The sequence below is a fragment of the Halomonas sp. SL1 genome, from assembly GCF_003030865.2.
GTDB lineage: Bacteria > Pseudomonadota > Gammaproteobacteria > Pseudomonadales > Halomonadaceae > Halomonas > Halomonas halophila.
In genome coordinates this window covers 30710-54644 of record NZ_PYUQ02000031.1, presented here as the reverse complement: position 1 = coordinate 54644, position 23935 = coordinate 30710, and the positions used below count along the sequence as shown (strand labels likewise).

Genomic DNA, 23935 nt, shown 5'->3' with positions numbered 1-23935 from the left:
ATCCATGAGTCACTTTCTGGACCGCCTGAAGTACCTGACCCGCCGCCCCGACGACTTCGCCGGGGGACACGGCGAGACCCGCGACGAGACCCGCGACTGGGAGGACGGCTATCGCGCGCGCTGGCAGCACGACAAGGTGGTGCGCAGTACCCACGGGGTCAACTGCACGGGGTCGTGCAGCTGGAAGATCTACGTCAAGAACGGCCTGGTCACCTGGGAGACCCAGCAGACCGACTATCCGCGTACCCGCCCGGACCTGCCCAACCACGAGCCCCGCGGCTGTCCGCGCGGGGCCAGCTACTCCTGGTACCTGTACAGCGCCAACCGCCTGAAACATCCGCTGATCCGCAAGCCGTTGCTGGCGCTGTGGCGGGAGGCCCTTGCCGAGCATGGTGACCCGGTGAACGCCTGGGCCTCCATCGTCGAGGACCCGGCCAAGGCCAGGCAGTACAAGCGCGCCCGCGGCATGGGCGGCTTCGTGCGCGCCGACTGGGACGAACTCAACGGCCTGATCGCCGCTTCCAACGTCTACACCGCCAAGCAGTACGGGCCGGACCGCATCATCGGCTTCTCGCCGATTCCGGCCATGTCGATGGTCTCCTACGCCGCCGGCAGCCGCTATCTGTCGCTGATCGGCGGCGTGTGCATGAGCTTTTACGACTGGTACTGCGACCTGCCGCCGGCCTCGCCGATGACCTGGGGCGAGCAGACCGACGTGCCGGAGTCCGCCGACTGGTACAACTCGGGCTACATCATCGCCTGGGGGTCCAACGTGCCCCAGACCCGCACCCCGGACGCCCACTTCTTCACCGAGGTGCGCTACAAGGGCACCAAGACCGTCGCGGTCACCCCGGACTATGCCGAGGTCGCCAAGCTCACCGACGAGTGGCTGTCCGCCAAGCAGGGCACCGACGCGGCCCTGGCCCTGGCCATGGGCCACGTCATCCTCAAGGAATTCCATCTCGACAACCCCAGCGCCTATTTCACCGACTACGTGCGCCGCTACACCGACATGCCCTGCCTGGTGGAGCTCGAGGTTCGCGAGGACGGCAGCCACGTGCCCGGCCGGCAGCTGCGCGCCAGCGACTTCGCCGACGGCCTGGGTCAGGACAACAATCCCGAGTGGAAGACCCTGGTCTGGGACGAGCTCGGCGATCGCCTCGTCGTGCCGCGCGGCTCCATCGGCTTCCGCTGGGGCGAAGCGAGCGGCGACGACGAGGACGAGAGCAAGGGCAAGTGGAACCTCGAGTCTCTCGACGCCGACGGCACCGAGATCCGGCCGAGGCTCAGCCTGGCCGAGGCCCATGACGAGGTGGCTCGGGTGGCCTTTCCCTACTTCGGCGGGATCGAGCATCAGCACTTCGATCACGTGAAGAGCGGCGGCGCCAGCGACGAGCTGCTGTTCCACTGCCTGCCGGCCAAGCGGATGACCCGGGCAGACGGCCGCGAGGTGCTGGCGGTCACCGTGTTCGACCTGATGTGCGCCAACTACGGCATCGACCGCGGGTTTAGAAGCAAAGAGGGCAAGGACGACGGCGCCACCGCCTTCGACCAGGTCAAGCCTTATACCCCGGCCTGGCAGGAGAAGATCACCGGCGTGTCCGCCGAGCAGTGCCTGCGCATTGCCCGGGAGTTCGCCGACAACGCCGACAGGACCGGCGGGCGTTCCATGATCATTGTCGGTGCCGGGATGAACCACTGGTACCACATGGACATGAACTACCGTGGCCTGATCAACATGCTGGTCATGTGCGGCTGCATCGGCCAGAGCGGCGGCGGCTGGGCGCACTACGTGGGCCAGGAGAAGCTGCGCCCGCAGACCGGCTGGCTGCCGCTGGCCTTCGGCCTGGACTGGCAGCGGCCGCCGCGGCAGATGAATTCCACCTCCTTCTTCTACAACCACTCCAGCCAGTGGCGCTACGAGAAACTCGAGGTCAAGGAGATCCTCTCGCCGCTGGCCAAGGCCGAGGACTACTCCGGCAGCCTGGTCGACTTCAACGTGCGCGCCGAGCGCATGGGCTGGCTGCCCTCCGCGCCGCAGCTGGCCACCAATCCCCTGTCGCTGGCCGGCCAGGCCGCCGAGGCGGGCCAGGCCACCGCGGACTACGTGGTCGACCGGCTCAAGGCCGGCGAGCTGCGCTTCGCCGCCGAGGACCCCGACGACCCGAAGAACTTCCCGCGCAACCTGTTCATCTGGCGCTCCAACCTGCTCGGCAGCTCGGGCAAGGGCCACGAGTACATGCTCAAGTACCTGCTGGGCACCCGTCACGGCATCCAGGGCAAGGACCTGGGCGAGGCCGGCGGCCAGACGCCCGAGGAGGTCGTGTGGCGCGAGCAGGCGCCTGAGGGCAAGCTCGACCTGCTGGTGACGCTGGACTTCCGCATGTCCACCACCTGCCTGTACTCGGACATCGTGCTGCCCACGGCGACCTGGTACGAGAAGGACGACCTCAACACCTCCGACATGCACCCCTTCATCCATCCGCTGACCGCGGCCACCGACCCGGCCTGGGAGTCGCGCAGCGACTGGGAGATCTACAAGGGCATCGCCAAGGCGTTCTCGAAGGTCTGCGTGGGCCACCTGGGCGAGGAGACCGACCTGGTCACTCAGCCGCTGCAGCATGACTCCCCCGCCGAGCTGGCCCAGCCCGAGGTCCGCGACTGGAAGAAGGGCGAGTGCGAGCCGGTCCCCGGCAAGACCCTGCCGGCGCTGGTCGAGGTCAAGCGCGACTACCCGGCCACCTACGAGCGCTTCACCTCGGTGGGGCCGCTGCTCGACCGCCTGGGCAACGGCGGCAAGGGCATCGGCTGGAAGACCGAGAAGGAGGTAGAGCTGCTCGGCAGGCTCAATCAGGTGAAGTCCGAAGGGCCGGCCAAGGGGCGACCGCGCATCGAGTCGGCCATCGACGCCGCCGAGGTGATCCTCACCCTGGCGCCCGAGACCAACGGCCAGGTGGCGGTCAAGGCCTGGGACGCGCTGTCGGCGATCACCGGCCGCGACCACAAGCATCTGGCCGTGCCCAAGGAAGAGGAGAAGATCCGCTTCCGCGACGTGGTAGCCCAGCCGCGCAAGATCATCTCCAGCCCGACCTGGTCCGGCCTCGAGGACGAGCACGTCTCCTACAACGCCGGCTACACCAACGTCCACGAGCTGATTCCCTGGCGCACCGTCAGCGGCCGCCAGCAGTTCTACCAGGATCATGCCTGGATGCGCGCCTTCGGCGAGAGCCTGCTGGTCTATCGGCCGCCCATCGACACCAAGGCCGCGGTCGGCCTGGCCGATGACAAGGGCAACGGCAACCCGGAGATCGCGCTCAACTGGATCACGCCGCACCAGAAGTGGGGCATCCACTCCACCTACTCCGACAACCTGCTGATGCAGACCCTGTCCCGGGGCGGGCCCATCGTCTGGCTGTCCGAGGACGACGCGGCGTCCATCGGCGTCGAGGACAACGACTGGATCGAGCTCTACAACGCCAACGGCGCCATCGCCGCCCGGGCGGTGGTCAGCCAGCGGGTCAAGAACGGCATGGCGATGATGTACCACGCCCAGGAGCGCATCCTGAACATGCCGGGCTCCGAGATCACCGGCACCCGCGGCGGCATCCACAACTCGGTCACCCGCGTGTGCCCCAAGCCGACCCACATGATCGGCGGCTATGCCCAGCTCTCCTACGGCTTCAACTACTACGGCACCGTCGGCTCCAACCGCGACGAGTTCGTCATCGTGCGCAAGATGAAGCGCATCGACTGGCTGGACGGCGAAGGCAACGACTACGCGCAGGAGGCCGTGAAATGAAGATTCGCTCCCAGGTCGGGATGGTCCTGAACCTCGACAAGTGCATCGGCTGTCACACCTGCTCGGTGACCTGCAAGAACGTCTGGACCAGCCGCGAGGGCGTCGAGTACGCCTGGTTCAACAACGTCGAGACCAAGCCCGGCATCGGCTATCCCAAGGAGTGGGAGAACCAGCACAAGTGGAACGGCGGCTGGCTGCGTCGCCAGGACGGCCGCATCGAGCCGCGCATCGGCGGCAAGTGGCGGGTGCTGGCGAACATCTTCGCCAACCCCGACCTGCCGGAGATCGACGACTACTACGAGCCGTTCACCTTCGACTACCAGCACCTGCACACTGCCCTGCCGGGCGATCACCAGCCCACCGCCCGGCCGCGCTCGCTGATCTCCGGGCAGCGCATGAACAAGGTCGAGTGGGGGCCGAACTGGGAGGAACTGCTCGGCACCGAGTTCGCCAAGCGACGCCGCGACGCCAACTTCGAGCAGGTGCAGGCCGATATCTACGGCCAGTTCGAGAACACCTTCATGATGTATCTGCCGCGGCTGTGCGAGCACTGCCTGAACCCCACCTGCGTGGCGTCCTGCCCCAGCGGGGCGATCTACAAGCGCGAGGAAGACGGCATCGTGCTGATCGACCAGGACAAGTGCCGCGGCTGGCGGATGTGCATCTCCGGCTGCCCCTACAAGAAGATCTATTACAACTGGAAGAGCGGAAAGTCCGAGAAGTGCATCTTCTGCTACCCGCGCATCGAGGCCGGCCAGCCGACGATCTGCTCCGAAACCTGCGTGGGCCGCATCCGCTACCTGGGCGTGCTGCTCTACGACGCCGATCGCATCGAGGAAGTGGCCGGTGCCGCGGATGAGCGCGACCTCTATCATCGCCAGCGCGAGATCTTCCTCGACCCGAATGACCCTGAGGTGATCGCCCAGGCCCGCCGCGACGGCGTCGCCGACAGCGTGATCACCGCGGCCCAGCAGAGCCCGGTCTACAAGCTGGCCATGGAATGGGGCCTGGCGCTGCCGCTGCACCCGGAGTATCGCACCCTGCCCATGGTCTGGTACGTGCCGCCGCTGTCGCCGATCCAGTCCGCTGCCGAGGCGGGTCAGGTGGAATACGACGGCGTGCTGCCGAAGATCGAGTCGCTGCGCATCCCGGTGAAGTACCTGGCCAACCTGCTCACCGCCGGCGAGGAGGCGCCCGTGGTGCTGGCCCTCAAGCGGCTGATGGCGATGCGCCTCTACATGCGCGGCAAGCACGTGGACGGCGCGGCCGACGCCGCGGTGCTCGACGAGGTCGAACTCAGCGAGGCCCAGGTCGAGGAGATGTATCGCTACCTCGCCATCGCCAACTACGAGGATCGTTTCGTCATCCCCACCGCCCATCGGGAGATGGCCGTCGACGCCTTCCCCGAGCGCGGCGGCTGCGGCTTCAGCTTCGGCGACGGCTGCCACGGCGGCGACAGCGAAGCCAGCCTGTTCGGCGGTCGCAAGCAGACCACCACCCTGGTCCAGCCCGTCGAGGTCTTCGACCCGCATGGCGGCAGCGCCGAGGAGGCCCGTCATGACTGATGCCGCCCGCGTCCAGCCCGAACCGGCGGATGACATGCTGAGCCTGCGGGTGCTGGCCCGGCTGCTGGATTACCCCGATCGTGAGCTCCAGGCCGCCGTCGGGGAGATGAACGCGATCCTCGACGCCGAGCGGCGGCTGCCGGGCAATCTGCGCACCGCCCTGATGGACTGGTGCCGACGCCTGGCCGCGGCCGATCTGCTGGACCTGCAGGCCGAATACGTGGCGCTGTTCGACCGTGGTCGGGCCACCTCGCTGCTGCTCTTCGAGCACGTCCACGGCGAGTCCCGCGACCGCGGCCAGGCCATGGTCGACCTGCTGGCCGAGTATCGCGCCGCCGGCTTCGAGCTCGACGCCCGGGAGCTGCCCGATCACCTGCCGCTGTTCCTGGAGTATCTCTCCACCCGGCCCGAAGCGGAGATCGGCCGCTGGCTGGGCGAGGTCCGCCACATCCTGGCCAGGCTCACCGCACGCCTCGAGGAGCGTGAGGCCGATCACGCCCTGGCGATACTGGCCCTGCTGGCGCTGATCGGCGCCGAGGACGACGTGAACGCGCATCGCGAGCCGGTGAGTCAGGAGGCGCGGGACGATACCCCCGAGGCCCTGGACGCCGTCTGGGAAGAGGAGGCGGTGCGCTTCTCCGCCGCCTCCGACCAGGACTGCGCCCTGCAGTCCGCCGAGGGCCGGCGGCTGGCCGAACGCAAGAAGGCGACGCACGACGAGGCGGTCCGGATCCTCGAGCCCGGCGCCCCGCGGCAACAAGGAGAATCGTCATGAGCTATGTCCACACCCTGCTGTTCGGGCTCTATCCCTATCTCGCCGGCAGCGTCTTCCTGATCGGCAGCCTGCTGCGCTTCGACCACGGCCAGTACACCTGGAAGACCGGCTCCAGCCAGATGCTCAGCTCACGGAACATGCGCCTGGCCAGCAATCTCTTCCACGTCGGCATCCTGGTGATCTTCTTCGGCCATCTGATGGGCCTGCTGACGCCGCACTGGGTCTATGCCCCCTTCATGAGTGCCGGCACCAAGCAGATGGTGGCCATCGTGGTGGGCGGCATCGCCGGCGTGATGTGCCTGATCGGCGGTGCCATGCTGGCCTGGCGCCGCCTGACCAACGCCCGGGTCAAGGCCTCGTCGGGCCCGATGGACACCGTCATCATCCTGCTGCTGGTGCTGCAGGTGTCGCTGGGCCTCGCGACCATCATCCCGGCGCTGGGCCACCTGGACGGCGGCGTGATGCTCCGGCTCGCCAGCTGGGCCCAGGCCATCGTGTTCTTCCAGGGCGGCGCCGCCGAGCATCTCGTCGGCATCGGCCTGATCTACCAGCTGCACATCCTGGTGGGGCTGACCATCGTGCTGGTCTTCCCCTTCACCCGCCTGGTGCACGTCTGGAGCGCGCCGCTGGGCTATCTGATGCGGCGCTACCAGATCGTGCGCCGTCGGGCCTGAGCGACCCTCCAGGGAGAGGCGACATCATGCAGAAGATCGATATCGAGACCGTACCGGGCGGCGCGACGCCACCCCCGATCCGGGTCGGCGAGGCATCCATCGACCACGCCGAGATCGCCCGCGAGATGCAGTACCACCCGGCGGACAGCGCCGGCGACGCCCGGGGCCGGGCGGCCCGCGCCCTGGTGGTGCGCGAGCTGGACGTCCCCGAGCCCGGCGAGGCGGACTGCCGCCGCTTTTACGCCGCCCACCCCGAGCGCTTCAGCGAGCCGACCCGACGGCGGGTGCGCCACGTGCTGCTGGCAGCGGCGCCGGACGACGCCGAGGCCCGGGACGCCGGCTATCGACGCGGACAGGCGCTCCTCGAGCAGCTACGAGAGGCGCCGCAGCGCTTCACCGAGCTGGCCCAGCGGCATTCGGATTGCCCCTCGAAGGACCAGGGCGGCGAGCTGGGCTGGCTGGCGCCCGGCCAGACGGTGCCCGAGCTGGACCGCGCCCTGCGGCATCTGCCGGTCGGGCTTCACGGCCGGCCGCTGGCCTCCCGCTACGGCTGGCACCTGGTCTGCATCGACGAGCGGCAGGAGGGCCGGGCGCTGCCCTACGACGAGATCGCCGACCGGGTCCGGCACAGCCTGCGCGAGCGCGCCACCCGCCGCGCCCTGCGCCACTACCTGCTGGCGCTGGCGGAGGAGATCGGCGTGGCGGGCATCGCGCTGGACGAGGACGCCGCCGGCGCCCTGATGCAGTGAGGTCGATGGTGGTGGCAGCGAAGAGATGAAAGAGGACGTCGCCATTCCGGTAGGGCGCCGGAGCCGGCTCTGCTTAGATGGAGGACGACCGTTTTCTCCATTCGAGGACTCTTTGATGACCGCCACCGCCACGGCCTTCGTCTCCGCCGACGAGATCCGCGACCGTTTCTCCCGGGCCATGTCGGCCATGTACCAGGCCGAGGTGCCCCAGTACGAGACCCTGCTCACGCTGGTCGACGAGGTGAACCGCGAGACCCTGGCGCGCGATGCCGCCCTGGCCGAGCGGCTCGAGGCCTTCGATGAGCTGGGCCGCCTCGGCGTCGAGCGCCACGGCGCCATCCGCGTCGGCAGCGCCGAGGAACTTTCCATGCTGCGCCGGCTGTTCGCGGTGATGGGCATGTATCCGGTGGGCTACTACGACCTCGCCGAGGCCGGGGTGCCGGTGCACTCCACCGCCTTCCGCCCGGTCGACGACGCGGCGCTGGCGCGCAACCCTTTCCGCCTCTTCACCTCGCTGCTGCGCCTGGAGCTGATCGAGAGCGAGGCGCTGCGCGAGCGGGCCGCGGCGATCCTGGCCGAGCGCGACATCTTCAGCCCCGAGGCCCGGGAGCTGATCGCCCTGGCCGAGGACCAGGGCGGGCTCACCGACGAGCAGGCCGATCGCTTCGTCACCGCGGCGCTGGAGACCTTCCGCTGGCACCGCGACGCCACCGTGGACCTCGACACCTACGAGGCGCTGAACGCCGAGCATCGGCTGATCGCCGACGTGGTCTGCTTCCGCGGGCCGCACATCAACCATCTGACGCCGCGCACCCTGGACATCGACGAGGTCCAGCGGCGCATGCCGGCGGCCGGCATGAATCCCAAGGCGGTGATCGAGGGCCCGCCGCGCCGCGACTGCCCGATCCTGCTGCGCCAGACCAGCTTCAAGGCGCTGGAGGAGCCGATCCGCTTCGCCGGCGATCGCCAGGGCACCCACACCGCGCGCTTCGGCGAGATCGAACAGCGCGGCGTGGCGCTGACCGCCGAGGGCCGGGCGCTCTACGACCGCCTGCTCGCCGCCTCCAAGGAAGGCACCGCCGGGCTCGCCCACGAGGCGCACCAGCAAGCCCTGGCCGAGGCCTTCGCCGACTTCCCGGACGACGAGGCCGATCTGCGCCGCCGCGGCCTGGCGTTCTTCGAATATCGGCTCACCGACGCCGGGCGCGCCTCCGGCCCGGTCGACGCCTCGGATCCCGAGGCTCTGATCGCTCGCGGCCTGGTGGTCGCCCGGCCGATCACCTACGAGGACTTCCTGCCGGTCAGCGCGGCGGGCATCTTCCAGTCGAACCTGGGCGACGGCGACGGCGAGGCCTACGCCGGCCACGCCAACCGAGCGGCCTTCGAGGCCGACCTGGGGGCGGCGGTGACCGACGAGCTCAGCCTCTACGCCGAGCGGGAACGCGCCTCGCTGGCCGCGGTGCGCGAGGCGCTGGCCGGCTAGCGGTCGACGATGAATAAGCCGGGCGCCGCCTTGCCTCGCGAGGGCGGCGCTCGGCTATGATGGAGTGTCGCCCATGGACCGGGACCCCGCATGCCGCTGCTGTCTGTTCTCGATACGCTGTCGCCGCTGTCCGGCGGCCTCGACCTCACGCTGATCCTGCTGTCGGTGCTGACCTCGGCCTTCACCGCGGCCTTCGGTGCCGGCGGCGGGGTGCTGATGATCATGGCCCTGGCCCAGGTGATGCCGGCGGCCGCGCTGATTCCGGTGCACGGCATGGTGCAGCTGGGGTCCAACGTCGGCCGCGTGTGCATGACCTGGCGCCACCTCGACCGCGCCACCCTGCTGGCCTTCCTGCCCGGGGTGGCGCTCGGTGCTCTGGCGGCCGCCTGGCTGCTGATCCGCCTGCCCGCCGGGGTGCTGGAGCTGTGCATCGCCGCCTTCGTGCTCTTCACCCTGTGGGGCCCGGGGCTGCCCGGGCGCGCCCTGGGCCGGTTCGGCACCCTGATCGTCGGCGCGGTCACCACCCTGCTCTCGAGCCTGGTGGGGGCCAGCGGCCCGGTGGTGGCGGCCTTCATCAAGCAGCGCCAGGAAGGCCGCCTGGCCAAGGTGGCGACCTTCTCCGCCTGCATGGTGGCCCAGCATCTCACCAAGGCCTTCGTGTTCGGCGCCGCCGGCTTCGTGTTCCATGACTGGCTGGGACTGATCCTGGCCATGGTCGCGGCGGGTTTCGTCGGCACCTGGCTGGGCCTGAACCTGCTGAAGCGGCTTTCCGATCGCCGCTTCGACGACCTGTTCCGGCTGGTGCTGACGCTGCTCTCGCTGCGCCTGGCCTGGCTCGGCGCCGCGCGTCTCTGGGGCGGCTGAGCGGCGCGTCCGAGCCGCACGTTGAAAGGCGTTCCCGCAAGGCGCCGTCATCCTCGGCGGACTTGGCGTATCTTGAAAGGCAGCGCCGGCACCTCGTCGGCGCCTGACTCGTCGCTGCCGAGGCCACCCATGCGCCGTTCCCTCTCCCTTCGCGCGCTGACCGCCGTGTCCATCGTCGGCCTGATGCTGATCGTGGCCGGGGTGCTGCTGTGGCATGGCGTCCGCGGTGCCGACAAGATGATGGTCCGCGCCGTGGAAGACACCGGCCGCCAGCTGGCCGTGACCACCGAGGAGCGGGCGCGGCGGCTGATCGATCCGGCCCGGGTGGTGGTGACGCTGCTGGCCCAGGACGACCTGGCGTCGCGCCAGCGGCTCGTCGATCGCCTGCGGCACCTGCCGCTGCTGGCCGCCTCGCTGGAGGCGCACTCGGCGGCCAGCGCCGTCTACGTGGGCTATGAGGACGGCGACTTCCTGCTGCTGCGTCCGGCCGGGCGGGTGCCGCAAGAGCGGCTGCCCGAGGTGCCCGACGCCGACCAGGCGGCCTATCTGGTGCAGGCGGTCGACCGCGATGCCAGTGGCAACGCCCAGGCCGAGTGGCGGCTCTACGACCGCGACCTGAACCTGCTGGGCCGGCGGCTCCAGCCGGGCGACGCCTTCGATCCCCGGGAGCGGCCCTGGTATCGGCGGGCGATGGCGGCCAGCGGCGCCTGGCTCACCGAGCCCTATGCCTTCTTCACCACCCGCGAGATCGGCATCACCCTGGCCCGGCGCAGCCGCCACGGGCGCGCGGTGGTGGGGCTGGACGCCTCGCTGGCCGATCTCGGTAACGAGATGGACGCGCTGGGCATCACGCCCGGCACCCGGCTGGCGGTGGTGTCCCGCGACGGCCGGCTGCTGGCGCATCCCGACGTGGAGGCGCTGCTCGCCGAGCATGGCGGCTCGCCGCGGCTGGCGACGCTGGATGAACTGGACGACCCGGTGCTGCGGCGGCTCGGCCGCCTGACCCGGGACGAGGGCGCCTCGCTGGGGGCCGCGGCCCCGGGCGAGGCGGCCTCCGACGACGACGCCTTCGGCGCCTCGGCCCGCTTCCGGGTCGACGGCGAGGACTGGTTCGGCATGCGGCTGCCGTTCCGCATTCCCGGCGTGGAGCCGGCCACGCTGCTGATGGTGGTGCCAGAGCGCGAGCTGCTCGCCGGCACCCGTGAGCTGCTGTGGCAGCGCTCGCTGGTGGCCGTGCTGCTGGCCCTGGCGCTGCTGCCGCTGGGCGTGTGGGTCGGCCATCGGCTCAGCCGCCCGCTGAACGCCCTGGCCGAGCAGGTCCGGGCGCTGGGCGATTTCGACTTCTCCGCCTGCCGCGGGGTGCGCTCGCCGGTGCGCGAGGTGCAGCAGCTGAGCGGCGCCCTGACGGGCATGGCCGAGGGCATCGCGGGCTTCCAGCGCATGACCCGCACGCTGAGCCGCGAGCCGCGGCTGGATACGCTGCTCGCCACCGTCCTCGAGGACCTGCTGAACATCACCGACAGCCGCCACGGCGCCATCTACCTCGAGGACGAGAGCGATCCCACCCGCTTCGCCTGTGAGGCCGAGCAGGGCCAGGGCGATCCCGACGATCCACTGCCGGCGTGCCTGACCCTGAAGGCCCCCGACGAGACCGGCATGGCGGCGCTGGAGCGCCGGGCCGCGGCCAGCGGCTATCTGGTGCAGCCGCTGTGCAATCGCAGTGGCCATCGCATGGGGCTGCTGATACTGGCGCTGCGCGCGTCGGGATCGGGCGGCGATCGTTCCTGGCGGCGCTTCGTCGAGGAGCTCTCCGGCGCGGCGGCGGTGGCCATCGAGACCCGCCGCCTGCTGGAGGGCGAGAAGCGCCTGCTGGACGCCATCGTCGAGCTGATCGCCGGAGCCACCGACGCCAAGTCGGCGCATACCGGCGGCCACTGTTCGAGGGTGCCGCAGCTGGCCGAGATGCTGCTGGAGGGCGCCCACCGCTCGACCAGCGGCCCCTTCGCCGACGAGACGCTGGATGACGACCGTCGCACCGCCTTCCACCTGGCGGCCTGGCTGCACGACTGCGGCAAGCTGACCACGCCCGACGAGGTCATGGAGAAGGCCACCAAGCTGGAGGCCCGCTACAACCGCATCCACGAGATCCGCACCCGCTTCGAGGTGCTGTGGCGCGACGCCGACGTCGCCTACTGGCGCGGGCTCGCCGAGGGCGGCGACGAACCCGCGCTGGCCGAGGCGCGACGGCGCCGGCAGGCCGAGCTGCAGGAGGCCTTCCGGCTGGTGGCCGAGCTCAACCGCGGCGGCGAGGCGCTCGACGAGACTCGCCTGGCGCGGCTCGAGGCGATCGCCGACTGGCGCTGGTGGCGCCACTTCGACGACCGCCTCGGCGTGTCCGAGGAGGAGGCCGGGCGCCTGGCGCGCGAGCCGGAGGCGCCGCCGCCCGCCGAGGAGCGGCTGCTGGCCGACCGCCCGCGGGACCGCCTCGACTGGGCCGTCGCGCCGCCGCCGGTGGCCGAGGACGACCCGCGCAACCGCTGGGGCTTCGCCATGCAGCCGCCCGAGGTGGCCGGCGACCAGGGCGAGCTCTACAACCTGCGGGTGGCCCGCGGCACGCTCAACGACGTCGAGCGTTTCCGCATCCAGGAGCACATCGTCCAGACCATCATGATGCTCGAGTCGCTGCCCTGGCCGGCACACCTGCGGCGGGTGCCGACCATCGCCGGAAACCATCACGAGCGCATGGACGGCCGGGGCTATCCGCGCCGGCTGGTGCTGGCCGAGGCCAGTCTGGAGGAGCGCATCATGGCGGTGGCCGACGTGTTCGAGGCGCTGACCGCCGCCGACCGGCCCTACAAGCCGGGTCTGACGCTGTCGCGCTCGCTGTCGATCCTGGCCGGCATGGCCCGCGACGGCCATCTGGATCCCGACGTCTTCGTCCTGCTGCTCGACAGCGGGGTGTGGCGCGACTACGCCGAGCGCTTCCTGGCGCCGGCGCAGATCGACGAGGTGGACATCGACGCGCTCAAGAACGAGGCTGGATGTCCGACAATGAAAAGTGGAAATGGCGCCTCGGGCCGCGTTTCGCCCTGTACAGGGCAGGCCCCTGGGTCATAATGCACTTATAAAGCGCGTCATTCTTCAGGGGAACACCGATGCTGCCGACTCCGATTTCCGGCTGGCGAGTGAGTCTGCTCGCCGCCCTCGTCATGGCCAGCGTGCTGCTGGCACCGCTCGCCCAGGCCGAGAATCCCCGCTATGCGGGCATCGTCATCGACGCCGACTCCCACGAGATCCTCTACGCCGAGAACGCCGATGCGCCGCGCTATCCGGCCTCGTTGACCAAGATGATGACCCTCTACATGCTGTTCGAGGCCATTGAAGGGCGCAGCATGAGCCTGGGGCAGCCGCTGCCGGTGTCGCGGGCGGCGGCGGCCATGCCGGCCACCAAGCTCTATCTCAAGCCGGGCGACAGCATCCCGGTGGAGACCGCCATCGAGTCGCTGGTGGTGCGCTCGGCCAACGACGTGGCGGTGGTCGTCGCCGAGGCGCTGGGCGGCAGCGAGCGCCACTTCGCGCGGATGATGACCGAGCGCGCCCGCGAGCTCGGCATGCGCCACACCACCTTCCGCAACGCCTCCGGCCTGCCGGACGACGCCCAGGTCACCACCGCCCGCGACATGGCGGTGCTGGCCCGTCGGCTGATGCTCGATTTCCCGCAGTACTACCACTACTTCTCGCTGCAGGACTTCACCTGGCGCGGCAACACCTACCGCGGCCACAATCGCCTGCTGGCCAACTACCCGGGCGCCGACGGCCTCAAGACCGGCTTCATCCGCGCCTCCGGCTTCAACGTCGCCACTTCGGCGGTGCATGGCGGCCGGCGCATGCTCTCGGTGGTGATGGGCGGCTTCACCGCCGCCTCCCGCGACGAGCACATGGCCGACCTGCTGAACCGCGGCTTCGCCCGCGCCGCCCTGGCCGACGGCCACGGCTGGCTGGCCCGCACCGAGATCGCCGACGAGCGCCTGATGCCGCTGCCGGGCCGCACGCTGCCGCCGGCCGGTCAGATGCTGGCGAGCCGCGACAGCGCCGCGCCGGCACCGGCACCGGCCGCGACGGTATCCGCCCGGGCGCCCGAGCCGGCCTCGACGCCGGCGGCCAGCGAGCCGAGCCGCGCCGCCGCGCCGGGGCCGGTGGTGCAGGAGGTCGCCGCCCCCTCGCCGGACGAGGCGATCGTGGCCTCGGCGCCGAGCGCCGACGCGGCCGTCGGCGGTGCGGCGGAGGCGGATCCGCTGACCGCGCTGATCGACCGCGACGAGCGGACCGGCGGCTGGGGCGTGCAGGTCGGCGCCTTCAGCGACGCCGATCACGCTCGTCGCCTGGCCGACCGCGCCGCGGCCCGACTGGCCGCGGAGCTGGATGACGCCCGGGTCGACGTGCCCTGGGTGGCGCAAGCCGGCGTCTACCGGGCGCGGTTGGTCGATCTGGGCGAGCGCCAGGCCCGCAGCGCCTGCCAGCGTCTCCAGTCCCAGGGCATGGACTGCATGGTGGTCCAGGCCTCGCTCTGACCCTCGGTTCCGGCCCCTCTCACCGCCCCGACGGTCAGGCCGTCGGGGCGGTGTCGTTTCCCCTCCCTCGACGCGCGCACGGAGGCGCTGCATGGCTCCCTCTCTGAAAGGCATCCTGTTCATGTGCGGCGGCGTGCTGTGTCTGGCCCTGGGCGATGCCCTCACCAAGTGGCTGGGCGCGGTGCATTCGCCGCTGCAGATCATCTTCTTCCGCACCCTGGTGTCGCTGCCGCTGATCGTGCTGATCGCGCGCTTCAATGGCGGCCTGCGCACCCTCGGCACGCGGCGTCCGGGCGTGCACCTGCTGCGCGGCCTGATCTTCACCGCCACCATGATCACCTTCATGTGGGGGCTGGTGCTGCTGCCGCTGGCCACCGCCACGGCGATCGCCTTCGCCGCGCCGCTGTTCGTGACGCTGCTGTCGGTGCCCTTGCTCGGCGAGCGGGTCGACCGTCCGACCTGGCTGGCCACGCTGCTCGGCTTCGTCGGGGTGCTGGTGGTGGTGCGGCCCGGGGCGGCCGGTTTCCAGCCCGCCATGCTGGTGGTGGTCGCCGCGGCGCTGTTCTATGCCCTGACCATGATCACCGCGCGCCGCTACGGCGAAGGGGAGCACCTCTGGGCCATGGTCTTCTACACCACCCTGGTGCCCTGCCTGGCCGCCTCCCTGACCCTGCCCTGGGTCTGGCAGGCCCCGGCGCCGCTGCACTGGCTGGGCTTCCTGGGCGCTGGCGTGCTCGGCGTCGGCGCCATGGTGGGCCTGACCCAGGCCTTCCGCTACGCCCCGGCGGCCATTGCCGCGCCCTTCGACTACACGGCACTGCTGTGGGCGACCCTGCTGGGCTGGGGCTTCTGGGGCGAGATGCCCGACCCCTGGGTGTTCGCCGGCGGCAGCCTGATCATCGCCAGCGGCCTGGCCATCGCCTATCAGGAGCGGCGCGTCGCGCTGAACCGGCGGCCTTCCCTGTGACGCAGGTCGCGTCGGCGACCCGGCGGCCCCGCGCTCTTTCGCGCGGGGCCGCCTGCGTTCGGGGCTGGCCGTTCAGGCGTCAGCGGTGGAACGGCGGGAAGGCGCGGGCGGCGGCCTCCGGGTCCGGGGTGCCGCAGATCGCCGAGACCACCGCCAGGCCGCCGGCACCGGCGCGGCGCACCGCCTCGACGTGCTCGACCTTGAGCCCGCCGATCGCCACCGTGGGCAGCGGGCTGGCGGCGGCCAGCGCCGCCAGGCCGTCGACGCCCAGCGGCGCGGCATGGTCCTGCTTGGTGGCCGTGGCGAACACCGGGCCGAGGCCCAGGTAGTCGAGGCGCCCGGCGTCCAGCCGTGCCAGCTGTTCGTGGGTCTGCACCGAGAGGCCGAGGATGGCGTCCGGGCCCAGCGCGGCACGGGCATCGGCGACCTCGCCGTCGTCCTGGCCGATGTGCAGGCCGTCGGCCCGACTGGCCAGCGCGACCTCGAGGCGGTCGTTGATGATCAACGGCACGCCGCTGCCGGCCAGGGCAGCCTTCAGGCGCCGGGCCAGCGGGATCATCTCGGCGTCGGCGGCGTGCTTGTCGCGCAGCTGGACGACGCTGACGCCGCCGCGCACCGCGGCCCGTACGGTCTGCTCCACGCCGAGGGCGGCGCACAGCTCGGGGTCGGTGACCAGGTAGAGGGACAGATCAAGGCGCATCGGTGAGCTCCAGGTGGATACGGTCGGCCAGCGGCGTAGCGAGGGTGTCGGGATCGAGGGCATAGAGGGCGTCGAGGAAGGCCACGGCGAAGCTGCCGGGGCCGGCGGCGGTCTCGGCGGCGATCTCCCCGGCCGCGGCGTAGGCGGTCAGCGCCGCTACGGTGGCCTCGAACGGATCCTCGGCGCCGGCCAGGAAGGCGCCGACCACGCCGGTCAGGGCGCAGCCCATGGTGGTGACGCGAGGCATCAGCGCATGGCCGCCGCAGACCCGCGTCAGGCGTCGGCCGTCGGTGACCAGGTCGACCTCGCCGGTGACCGCCACCACGGTGGCATGCTCGCGGGCCAGCGCCACGGCGGCGCGCTCGGCGCTGTCGGCGCTGTCGGTGCTGTCCACGCCGCGCCCGCCGCCGCCCTGTCGGGCCAGCGCCAGGATCTCCGAGGCGTTGCCGCGGATCGCGGTCGGCCCCAGCGCCAGCAGCCGGGCGCCGGCCTGGCGACGAAAGCGGGTGGCGCCCACCGCCACCGGGTCGAGCACCCAGGGCGTGTCGGCGTCATTGGCGGCGCGGGCGGCGTCGTCCATGGCGTCGAGCCAGTGGGGCGAGAGGGTGCCGATGTTCAGCGTCAGGGCGGTGGCCAGGCCGGCGAACTCGGCGGCCTCCTCGCGGGCGTGGACCATGGCGGGCGAGGCGCCCAGCGCCAGCAGCGCGTTGGCCATGAAGTTCATCGCCACGTGGTTGGTGATGTTGTGAACCAGCGGGGTGGTGCGGCGCACGCGCGCCAGATGCGGCGCGGGATCGAGGGAATGCATCGGGCCTCCTGGCGACGGGAGGCGCGGCCACCGAGGGAGCCGGCACGACTCCCTCCGCCGGCATTATCCGGGTCAGGTAGTGAGGGTGCCTCTCAGCCGCGGCGGATCATCGCCCCGGCGCCCCTGTCGTCGGGCCTCACTATCGCCCTTCGTCCGATGCATGTAAAGCCGGCGGGCGTCGCCTCAGGCGGCCAGCTGGAGCACGGCCAGGGTCAGCAGGCTGGCCTGGGAGACGCTCTGGAGATCGGCGCTCATGCCGTTGCCTTCCTCCTCGGGTTCGAGGCGCATCGCCGCGTTCAGGGGGCGAAGCAGCAAGGCGGCGCCGGCGGCCAGGGCGACCAACGCCAGCGGCAGGCTACCCACGCCCCAGGGGCTGATCAGCCATTCGACGACGAGCAGCAGCACGCCGCCCAGGGCCAGCCACAGGGGGCGGCGCAGGGCGGCGTCGAGAGAGGTCGGGGGCATGGCGTGCATGTCGATGTCTCCTTTCCGGTTGTCGTTGGGCGATTCAGCCCACCACCGTAACGGCGTTGGCTTAAAGTCGGCTTACACCAACGCTAAGGGAGCGACATGACGATGCCGTGTCAGGCGCGGGGCAGCCGCACGCTCACGCGCAGCCCGCCGCCGGGGGCGTCGCCCAGCGTCAGGCGGCCGCCGTGGCGCTGTACCAGACGGTCGACGATGGACAGTCCGAGGCCGGCCCCGGCTCCCGCACCGCCGCGGTGGAAGCGCGCCAGCGCCTGCTGGCGGCCGTCCTCGGGGATGCCGGGACCGCTGTCGTCCACCCGCAGCACCAGCACTCGCTCTTCCGCCGTCAGTGCCACGTCGATGCGGCTGCCGGCGGGGGAGTGACGGATGGCGTTGCCGACCAGGTTCTTGATCAGGGTGGTGACGGCGCCGGGCTCGGTGGTCAGCGCCCAGTCTGCCGCCTCGTCGGCCTCCAAGTGCAGGCTCTGGTCGTGGTCGGTGGCCAGCGGCATCAGCTCGGCCAGCGACTCGCGCACCTCGTGCAGCAGGTCGATGCGCTGATCCGGGGCGCCTTCCTGCTCCGGGTCCAGGCGTGCCAGGGTCAGCAGCTGGCCGACCAGCCGGGTGGCGCGGGCCAGGCCGTCGCGCAACAGGGTCAGCGCCTCGCGCCGATCCGCCGGATCCTCGGTGGCCAGGGCGTTCTGGGCGTGCAGGTCGAGCACCGTCAGCGGGGTGCGCAGCTCGTGGGCGGCATCGGCGATGAAGCGCTTCTCGCGGGCCCGCAGGGTGCGGATCCGCGCCAGCAGGCCGTTGAGGGCGCCGACGATGGTGGCCAGCTCGCGGGGCAGTGGGTCGTCGGGCAGTGGGTTCAGGCGCTGGGGGTCGCGGGCTTCGATCTGGGCGGCCAGCCGTGACAGCGGCCGCAGCCCCCAGCCGATCGCCCACCACAGCAGCACCGCCAGTGCCGGCAGGCCCACGAGGTCCGGTACCAGGGTGCGCAGGGCGATGCCCCGGACCAGCTCGCCGCGCACGTCGCCGCGCTCGCCGACCAGCACCCGCAGGTCGTCGCCGCCGAGGACGAAGACGCGCCACTCGCGTCCGTCCAGGGTCGCGTCGCCGTAGCCGGCACGACGCTCGGTGAACGGCGCGGTCGGCGCGCCGGCGGAGCGCAGCAGCAGCCGCTCGTCGCGCCAGACCTGGAAGGCCACCTCGCCCTCGTAGCGGTGGCCGCCGTCGGTGCCCGGCGTGTTGCGGCGCAGGGCGTCGTCGAGGCTCGCCAGCAGCGCCTCGCGCCGGGCCTCGGGCAGCGGCGTGCGCACCAGGCCTTCCAGCAGCCGGGCCTGCTGGGCCAGGCGGGCGTCGAACAGCGCCGCCACTTCGCGGGCGGCGTCGCGATAGCTGGTCACGCCGATCGCCAGCATGCACAGCGCGACCACCAGCAGCGCGATGCCCAGGGTGCGGCGGCGGATGGAGCTCATGGGATCCTGTTCCCGGGTGCCTCGTCCGCCGGGGCCTTGTCCATGATGTAGCCGATGCCGCGCAGGGTGCGGATCAACTCCGGGGCCAGCTTCTTGCGCAGGTGGTGAACGTGGACCTCGATGGCGTTGCTCTCCACGTCCTCGTCCCAGCCGTAGAGCAGGCGGGCTAGGGTGTCGCGGGTGAAGGCGTGGCCCGGGTGGCTGAGGAATTCCTGCAGCAGGGTGAACTCGCGGCGCGACAGCGTGACCGGCTGGCCCTGGTAGGTGACGCGGCGGTTCTCCGGGTCGAGCACCACGCCGCGGTGGCGCAGCTCGCTGCTGACCAGGCCCTGGCTACGGCGCATCAGGGCGCGCAGCCGTGCCTTGAGCTCGTCGACCTCGAAGGGTTTGGTCAGGTAGTCGTCGGCCCCGGCATCCAGGCCCTGGATGCGCTGCTCGATGCCGTCGCGGGCGGTCAGCACCAGCACCGGCACGCGATGGCCGCCGCGGCGCAGCCGCGTGAGCAGGTCGATGCCGTCGAGCCGGGGCAGGCCCAGGTCGAGGATGACGGCATCGAAGGGCTCCTCGTCGCGCAGGGCGTTGAGGGCCTCGATACCGTCGCCGAGGATGTCGACGGTGTAGTGCTCGGGTTTCAGCGCCAGGCGAATGCCCGACGCCAGGCTGGGATCGTCTTCCACCAGCAGTATGCGCATGGGCCTTCCTTGTCGGTGCTCCGGTCATGCCGATACTCGCCTCGAAGGCCGCGCCTGTCGACCCTGGCGGCTCAGGGTGGCGGGGTGATGAAGCGGCGGATGGTGGGCAGCTGGCGGCGCAGGGCGCGATCGATCAGCCCCGGCCACAGGGCGTTGAGCCGGGCGAAGATCGGCTCGGCGCGGCCCAGCCGGGTCTCCTTGCGACCGCGTTCGATGGCGCGGCGGATCTGGACGGCCACTGTTTCCGGGGCGTCCATGGCGTTGCCCAGCGCCCGGTTCATCTCCTCCATGGCCGGGGCGTTCATGGCGGTGCGGGTGGCCCGCGGGGCGATGTAGTGCACCGCGATCGGCGAGTCCGACAGTTCGCGGCGCAGCGCCTGGGTGAAGCCGTAGAGCGCGAACTTGGTGGCGCAGTAGGCGGCCTGGCCGGGATAGCCGATATGGCCGAAGGCCGAGCCGACGTTGACCACCAGGCCCTGCTCGGCGCGGCACAGCCGGGGCAGCAGGGCGCGGGTCAGCTGCAGGGTGGCGGTCAGGTTGACCGTCACCAGGCGCTCGATGGCCTCGTCGTCGGCGTCCTTGAACAGCTCGGCGCGGTTGGCGCCGGCGGCGTTGATCAGCATGGTGCACTCCAGCCGTTCGGCGGCCGCCACCAGCCGGGCGCGATCCTCGGTGCGGGTGAGGTCGGCGGCCTGGGTCGTGATCTGGCCGGGATGCCGTCGGCACAGCCGCTCCAGGGCCTCGGCGTCGCGGCCGGTGACCAGCAGCTGGGCGCCGGCGGCGGCGAGTTCGTCGACCAGCGCCTGGCCGATGCCGCCGCTGGCGCCGGTGATCAGCACCCGCTGGCCGGGCCAGCCCTGGGTGAGATAGTGCGGTTCAGACCAGCGCATCGGTCAGCCCCCGGGCGGCTTCGCCCCCCGTGCAGCGGGCGGTGACGCCCCGGAACATGGCGCCGTAGAGGCGATAGACCATGCGCGCACCTTCGATCACCGCGTTCAGATCGTCCTCCTCCAGGCGGTCGATCAGCGTCTCGAAGAAGGCCAGGTGGCCGATATCGAGGCTGCCGTGGGAGCTCAGGTAGCGCACGGCGTTGTCGGGCAGACCGAGGCTCGCCTGGAGCTGTTCGGCGGCGCGGGTGGCCACCGCGGTGCTGGTGCCCTCGAGCACCTGGACCATGCCGAAGAAGACCACCGGATTGCCGTGCTCGATCCGGTCGCGCACGTAGGCCACCATCAGCGTCGTGGCCGGGTCGGGCGAGGCGGCGGCCGCCGCCTCGGGGTCGCCGCCGGCGGCGCGGATGTCGTCGAGGATCCACTGCTCGTGGCCGTATTCCTCCTCGACGTACTCCACCAGGGCGCCGCGCAGCCAGCCCAGCCGGTCGGGCAGGCGGGCGCCGCAGGCCATCATCAGCGGCACCGTGAAGCGCACGTGGTGGTAGGCCTGGCCGAGGAAGGCCAGGTACTCGTCGCGCCCGACCTCGCCCTGCATGGCGCGGGTCATCATGGGCGTGTCGAGCAGCCATTCGCGCTCGGCGCGGGTGGCGTCCTGCAGGCGTTGATAGGCACTCATGGGGTCACTCCTCGGTGGTCGTGATGGGGCGAACTCGATAGGTCGGCCGCGATGCGTCGGTCGTGGTGACATTCGCGCCGGGGCGGGTCAGCCAGTCCCGGTAGGCGGCCAGGATGGCCTCGCGGCGCAGGCGGCCGTTGGCCGTCAGCTGGTCGTTGTGGGGGGTAAAGGGCGCGCAGCGGCGCCATTCGCTCACCCGCGCGTAGTCGGGCAGGGTGGTGTTGGCGGCGGCGATCTCGGCCTCGATGGCGGCGTCGGGCAGGTTCGCGGCGGCCGGCACGATCAGCGCCCGGTTGTGGGCCAGGGCCTCGCCGTGGACCAGGGCCTGGGCGATGCCCGGCCGGGTGGCGAGCACGCCCTCGACCCACTGGGGATCGACGTTGCGCCCATAGGCGGTGATGAAGACCTCGCGGCGGCGGCCCTCCAGCACCAGGGCGTTGCCCTCCCAGCGGCCCAGATCGCCGGTGGCGTGCCAGCCGGCGACCGGCGGCTCGCCCAGGTAGCCGAGCATGGTGGCGCCGCTCACCTCGACCTCGCCGGGCCGGTTGAGGCACACCACCGAGGCGCACTCCGAGAGGCCGTAGCCCTCGGCCACCGGCCAGCCGGCGGCCAGGGCGCGCTCGACCAGCGCCTGGAGCTGCTGTGGCATCAGGATCAGGCTGTGCGGCCGGTAGCGTTCGATGGCGGCCAGCGCGGCCCCGGCGTCGAAGCCGCTGGCACCCTGCCAGCCGAGCTCGGCGGCGCCGGGCAGCGCCACCCCGGCGCCGAGCCACAGCGGCAGGTAGAGCCCGCCGAGGTTCTCGAGCAGGGTGGCCAGCGGCAGCATCGCCAGGTGGCGCTCGATATCGGCCGGGGCGACCACCTCGGCGAGGCTGATGGCCACCGCCAGCACCGTCTCGGTGTCCAGGCACACGCCCTTGGGCGCGTCGCTGGTGCCGGAGGTGAAGGTGATGCGGGTGGTGCCGGGATGCAGGGCCAGCGGGGCCGGAACCGGGCGTGTGGCGACGCCGCCCGGGTCGGGCGTACCGAAGCCCAGCGCCTCGCCGCCGGGGCCGATCCAGGCATCGAGGCCGGCCCGCTCGACCAGGTGGCTACGCTGGGCGTCGCCGAAGAAGGCCGGCACCGGCACCGCGACGCAGGAATCGGTCAGCAGCGCCAGGTCCCACAGTGCCCATTCGACGCCGTTGTCCAGCGCCAGGCCCACGCGGGTCGCGCCGACCGCCGCCAGCCGAGCGCGCCGCGCGTCGATGGCGGCGGCCAGCTCGCCGTAGCTCAGCCGCTGCGTGCCGTCCCACAGCGCCGTGGCCTCGGGGGCGCGCTCGGCGTGGGCGGCCAGGCGGTCGAGAAAGCGCTCACGCCGGTCGGACATGGTCGCCCTCCCGTCGCGTCGAGAGCAGGCCGGCGGCGCGCAGCCGCTCGCGGGCCAGGCGCAGGTCGCCGGCCATCACCCAGGGGTGCTGATCGTAGTAGTGGCCCCAGGCCTCGCGCTCCTGGCCCAGCCAGGCCGGATCGGCCAAGCGCAGCGGCATCAGCTCGATGCCCAGCCGGCGGATGCCGTTGATCACCGCCGGGATGGCCGTGAACAGCACCCAGTGCAGGCCTTCCTCGGCCAGCTGGTCGATCAGGTAGGGAAACAGCACCCGCTGCAGCCCGCGCCGGGTGCTCACCAGGTTGCCGATCTCGGCGATGCCGCCGCGGGCGATCGACGTGCCCAGAGCCTGGGTCAGGCTGGCCTCGGCGGAGGCGTCGAGATAGCCCTCCTGGAACAGCCGACCCTCGTCGGCGCGGCGCACGCCCACCGCGGCCACGGGCCGCTCCTGCAGCCACAGGCCGAACAGGCGCGGCAGGTACTGGGTGATGCGGGCATCGTGCTGGGTGGCGAAGCAGTGGCTGACCAGCTGCTCCAGTCGGTGGCGCTCCGACCAGTGGCGGGCTTCACGCCACTCGATCGGCGACTCGGGGGTGGGGCGTATGAGGGTCAAGGACATCGGGGTGTCTCCGTGACGATTCCCCGACAGTCTGGGATTTAATACTTAACCGGCCCTTAATATCGCCAGACGCATACGAAAACGCCGGCCCTGGGGCCGGCGTCGAGGAAGCGAGGCGAGCGCTGGCTTACTTGCCGGGCTGCTTGACCAGCCGCAGGTAGGGTTTCTGCTCGTCCCAGCCCTCGGGGAACAGCTTGGCGGCTTCCTCGTTGCTGAGCGCCGGCACGATGATGCAGTCGCCGCCCGGCTGCCAGTTCACCGGGGTGGCCAGCTTGTGCGAGTCGGTCAGCTGGAGGCTGTCGAGCACGCGCAGGATCTCGTCGAAGTGGCGACCGGTGCTGGCCGGATAGGTCAGCATCAGGCGGATCTTCTTGTTCGGGTCGATGATGAAGACGCTGCGCACCGTCAGGGTGTCGTTGGCGTTGGGATGGATCATGTCGTAGAGATCGCTGACCTTGCGGTCGGCGTCGGCCAGCAGCGGGAAGTTCAGGGCGCAGCCCTGGGTTTCCTGGATGTCGCCGACCCAGGCCTTGTGATCCTCCAGCGGGTCCACCGACAGGCCGATGGCCTTGGTGTTGCGCTTCTCGAACTCCGGCTTGAGCCGCGAGACCTCGCCGAGCTCGGTGGTGCACACCGGGGTGAAGTCCTTGGGATGGGAGAACAGGATCACCCAGCTGTCGCCGGCCCATTCGTGGAAGTGGATCGGGCCTTCGGTGCTTTCCTGGGTGAAGTCCGGGGCGATGTCGCCGAGTCGCAGTGCCATGCTGGCCTCCTGAATCGTGTTC

Annotated in this window: 20 protein-coding genes and 1 riboswitch; of the genes, 10 read left to right on the top strand and 10 right to left on the bottom strand. The window is 71.3% G+C overall.

What is annotated here, in order from left to right; all coding sequences use genetic code 11:
* The first annotated feature begins 4 nt into the window (after positions 1-4).
* The 10 genes from C9J49_RS16570 to C9J49_RS16525 all read left to right on the top strand — a co-directional run bounded on the left by C9J49_RS16570 (position 5) and on the right by C9J49_RS16525 (position 15447).
* Positions 5-3799, top strand: coding sequence for a nitrate reductase subunit alpha (locus C9J49_RS16570; RefSeq protein ID WP_107182512.1), 3795 nt, complete (start codon positions 5-7; stop codon positions 3797-3799).
* Positions 3796-5364, top strand: a complete 1569-nt coding sequence (gene narH / locus C9J49_RS16565; protein WP_046077905.1) for a nitrate reductase subunit beta — start codon at positions 3796-3798, stop codon at positions 5362-5364. The genes C9J49_RS16570 and narH overlap by 4 nt, the downstream gene beginning before the upstream one ends.
* Positions 5357-6139: a nitrate reductase molybdenum cofactor assembly chaperone gene (narJ, locus tag C9J49_RS16560; protein WP_046077904.1), complete on the top strand. Its 783-nt coding sequence runs from the start codon at positions 5357-5359 to the stop codon at positions 6137-6139. Before narH ends, narJ begins: the two co-directional genes overlap by 8 nt.
* Positions 6136-6813: a respiratory nitrate reductase subunit gamma gene (narI, locus tag C9J49_RS16555; protein WP_107182511.1), complete on the top strand. Its 678-nt coding sequence runs from the start codon at positions 6136-6138 to the stop codon at positions 6811-6813. Before narJ ends, narI begins: the two co-directional genes overlap by 4 nt.
* 26 nt (positions 6814-6839) lie before the next feature.
* Entirely contained in the window at positions 6840-7562 is a 723-nt protein-coding gene (locus C9J49_RS16550) for a peptidylprolyl isomerase (RefSeq protein ID WP_107182510.1), read from the top strand.
* A gap of 115 nt (positions 7563-7677) precedes the next feature.
* Entirely contained in the window at positions 7678-9045 is a 1368-nt protein-coding gene (locus tag C9J49_RS16545; protein WP_107182509.1) for a VOC family protein, read from the top strand.
* A 90-nt stretch (positions 9046-9135) separates the two neighbouring features.
* A complete protein-coding gene (locus C9J49_RS16540; RefSeq protein ID WP_107182508.1) occupies positions 9136-9909 on the top strand; it encodes a sulfite exporter TauE/SafE family protein in 774 nt (257 codons plus the stop codon).
* Between the two features lie 129 nt (positions 9910-10038).
* Positions 10039-13026 (top strand): HD domain-containing phosphohydrolase, encoded by a 2988-nt coding sequence (locus C9J49_RS16535; RefSeq protein WP_107182507.1) that lies wholly within the window; start codon positions 10039-10041, stop codon positions 13024-13026.
* Between the two features lie 38 nt (positions 13027-13064).
* The gene (locus C9J49_RS16530) at positions 13065-14480 is read left to right on the top strand and encodes a serine hydrolase (RefSeq protein ID WP_107182506.1); all 1416 of its coding nucleotides are present in this window, start codon (positions 13065-13067) and stop codon (positions 14478-14480) included.
* A gap of 91 nt (positions 14481-14571) precedes the next feature.
* On the top strand, positions 14572-15447 hold the full coding sequence (locus C9J49_RS16525; protein ID WP_046077898.1) for a DMT family transporter: 876 nt from the start codon (positions 14572-14574) through the stop codon (positions 15445-15447).
* A 79-nt stretch (positions 15448-15526) separates the two neighbouring features.
* On the opposite strand, the gene thiE is transcribed toward C9J49_RS16525, so the two are convergent.
* From thiE to C9J49_RS16475, 10 genes are all read right to left on the bottom strand, one after another.
* The gene (thiE, locus tag C9J49_RS16520) at positions 15527-16147 is read right to left on the bottom strand and encodes a thiamine phosphate synthase (protein ID WP_046077897.1); all 621 of its coding nucleotides are present in this window, start codon (positions 16145-16147) and stop codon (positions 15527-15529) included.
* Positions 16137-16955, bottom strand: a complete 819-nt coding sequence (gene thiM / locus C9J49_RS16515) for a hydroxyethylthiazole kinase (protein WP_046077896.1) — start codon at positions 16953-16955, stop codon at positions 16137-16139. Before thiM ends, thiE begins: the two co-directional genes overlap by 11 nt.
* Before the next feature lie 32 nt (positions 16956-16987).
* Positions 16988-17090, bottom strand: a riboswitch (TPP riboswitch).
* Between the two features lie 48 nt (positions 17091-17138).
* Entirely contained in the window at positions 17139-17429 is a 291-nt protein-coding gene (locus C9J49_RS16510; RefSeq protein WP_046077895.1) for a hypothetical protein, read from the bottom strand.
* A gap of 110 nt (positions 17430-17539) precedes the next feature.
* A complete protein-coding gene (locus C9J49_RS16505) occupies positions 17540-18901 on the bottom strand; it encodes an ATP-binding protein (RefSeq protein WP_046077894.1) in 1362 nt (453 codons plus the stop codon).
* Positions 18898-19593, bottom strand: coding sequence for a response regulator transcription factor (locus C9J49_RS16500; RefSeq protein WP_107182505.1), 696 nt, complete (start codon positions 19591-19593; stop codon positions 18898-18900). Before C9J49_RS16500 ends, C9J49_RS16505 begins: the two co-directional genes overlap by 4 nt.
* Before the next feature lie 71 nt (positions 19594-19664).
* Positions 19665-20483, bottom strand: coding sequence for an SDR family oxidoreductase (locus tag C9J49_RS16495; RefSeq protein ID WP_107182504.1), 819 nt, complete (start codon positions 20481-20483; stop codon positions 19665-19667).
* The gene (locus tag C9J49_RS16490) at positions 20470-21162 is read right to left on the bottom strand and encodes a TenA family transcriptional regulator (protein WP_107182503.1); all 693 of its coding nucleotides are present in this window, start codon (positions 21160-21162) and stop codon (positions 20470-20472) included. The genes C9J49_RS16495 and C9J49_RS16490 overlap by 14 nt, the downstream gene beginning before the upstream one ends.
* A 4-nt stretch (positions 21163-21166) precedes the next feature.
* Positions 21167-22531 carry an AMP-binding protein gene (locus tag C9J49_RS16485; protein ID WP_107182502.1) on the bottom strand — a complete coding sequence of 455 codons (1365 nt, stop codon included), beginning with the start codon at positions 22529-22531 and terminating at the stop codon, positions 21167-21169.
* Positions 22515-23150 (bottom strand): thermostable hemolysin, encoded by a 636-nt coding sequence (locus C9J49_RS16480; protein ID WP_107182501.1) that lies wholly within the window; start codon positions 23148-23150, stop codon positions 22515-22517. Before C9J49_RS16480 ends, C9J49_RS16485 begins: the two co-directional genes overlap by 17 nt.
* 127 nt (positions 23151-23277) lie before the next feature.
* Entirely contained in the window at positions 23278-23913 is a 636-nt protein-coding gene (locus C9J49_RS16475) for a peroxiredoxin (RefSeq protein ID WP_046077890.1), read from the bottom strand.
* Between the last annotated feature and the right edge of the window lie 22 nt (positions 23914-23935).

Bases quoted from the DNA above. Each gene is read 5' to 3' on its own strand.
- C9J49_RS16480 (WP_107182501.1), bottom strand. From the start codon at position 23,150: ATGTCCTTGACCCTCATACGCCCCACCCCCGAGTCGCCGATCGAGTGG.
- narJ (WP_046077904.1), top strand. From the start codon at position 5,357: ATGACTGATGCCGCCCGCGTCCAGCCCGAACCGGCGGATGACATGCTG.
- C9J49_RS16490 (WP_107182503.1), bottom strand. From the start codon at position 21,162: ATGAGTGCCTATCAACGCCTGCAGGACGCCACCCGCGCCGAGCGCGAA.
- narI (WP_107182511.1), top strand. From the start codon at position 6,136: ATGAGCTATGTCCACACCCTGCTGTTCGGGCTCTATCCCTATCTCGCC.
- C9J49_RS16550 (WP_107182510.1), top strand. From the start codon at position 6,840: ATGCAGAAGATCGATATCGAGACCGTACCGGGCGGCGCGACGCCACCC.
- narH (WP_046077905.1), top strand. From the start codon at position 3,796: ATGAAGATTCGCTCCCAGGTCGGGATGGTCCTGAACCTCGACAAGTGC.
- C9J49_RS16545 (WP_107182509.1), top strand. From the start codon at position 7,678: ATGACCGCCACCGCCACGGCCTTCGTCTCCGCCGACGAGATCCGCGAC.
- C9J49_RS16500 (WP_107182505.1), bottom strand. From the start codon at position 19,593: ATGCGCATACTGCTGGTGGAAGACGATCCCAGCCTGGCGTCGGGCATT.
- C9J49_RS16525 (WP_046077898.1), top strand. From the start codon at position 14,572: ATGGCTCCCTCTCTGAAAGGCATCCTGTTCATGTGCGGCGGCGTGCTG.
- thiE (WP_046077897.1), bottom strand. From the start codon at position 16,147: ATGCGCCTTGATCTGTCCCTCTACCTGGTCACCGACCCCGAGCTGTGC.
- C9J49_RS16475 (WP_046077890.1), bottom strand. From the start codon at position 23,913: ATGGCACTGCGACTCGGCGACATCGCCCCGGACTTCACCCAGGAAAGC.
- C9J49_RS16535 (WP_107182507.1), top strand. From the start codon at position 10,039: ATGCGCCGTTCCCTCTCCCTTCGCGCGCTGACCGCCGTGTCCATCGTC.
- C9J49_RS16570 (WP_107182512.1), top strand. From the start codon at position 5: ATGAGTCACTTTCTGGACCGCCTGAAGTACCTGACCCGCCGCCCCGAC.
- C9J49_RS16510 (WP_046077895.1), bottom strand. From the start codon at position 17,429: ATGCACGCCATGCCCCCGACCTCTCTCGACGCCGCCCTGCGCCGCCCC.
- C9J49_RS16495 (WP_107182504.1), bottom strand. From the start codon at position 20,483: ATGCGCTGGTCTGAACCGCACTATCTCACCCAGGGCTGGCCCGGCCAG.
- thiM (WP_046077896.1), bottom strand. From the start codon at position 16,955: ATGCATTCCCTCGATCCCGCGCCGCATCTGGCGCGCGTGCGCCGCACC.
- C9J49_RS16505 (WP_046077894.1), bottom strand. From the start codon at position 18,901: ATGAGCTCCATCCGCCGCCGCACCCTGGGCATCGCGCTGCTGGTGGTC.
- C9J49_RS16485 (WP_107182502.1), bottom strand. From the start codon at position 22,531: ATGTCCGACCGGCGTGAGCGCTTTCTCGACCGCCTGGCCGCCCACGCC.
- C9J49_RS16540 (WP_107182508.1), top strand. From the start codon at position 9,136: ATGCCGCTGCTGTCTGTTCTCGATACGCTGTCGCCGCTGTCCGGCGGC.
- C9J49_RS16530 (WP_107182506.1), top strand. From the start codon at position 13,065: ATGCTGCCGACTCCGATTTCCGGCTGGCGAGTGAGTCTGCTCGCCGCC.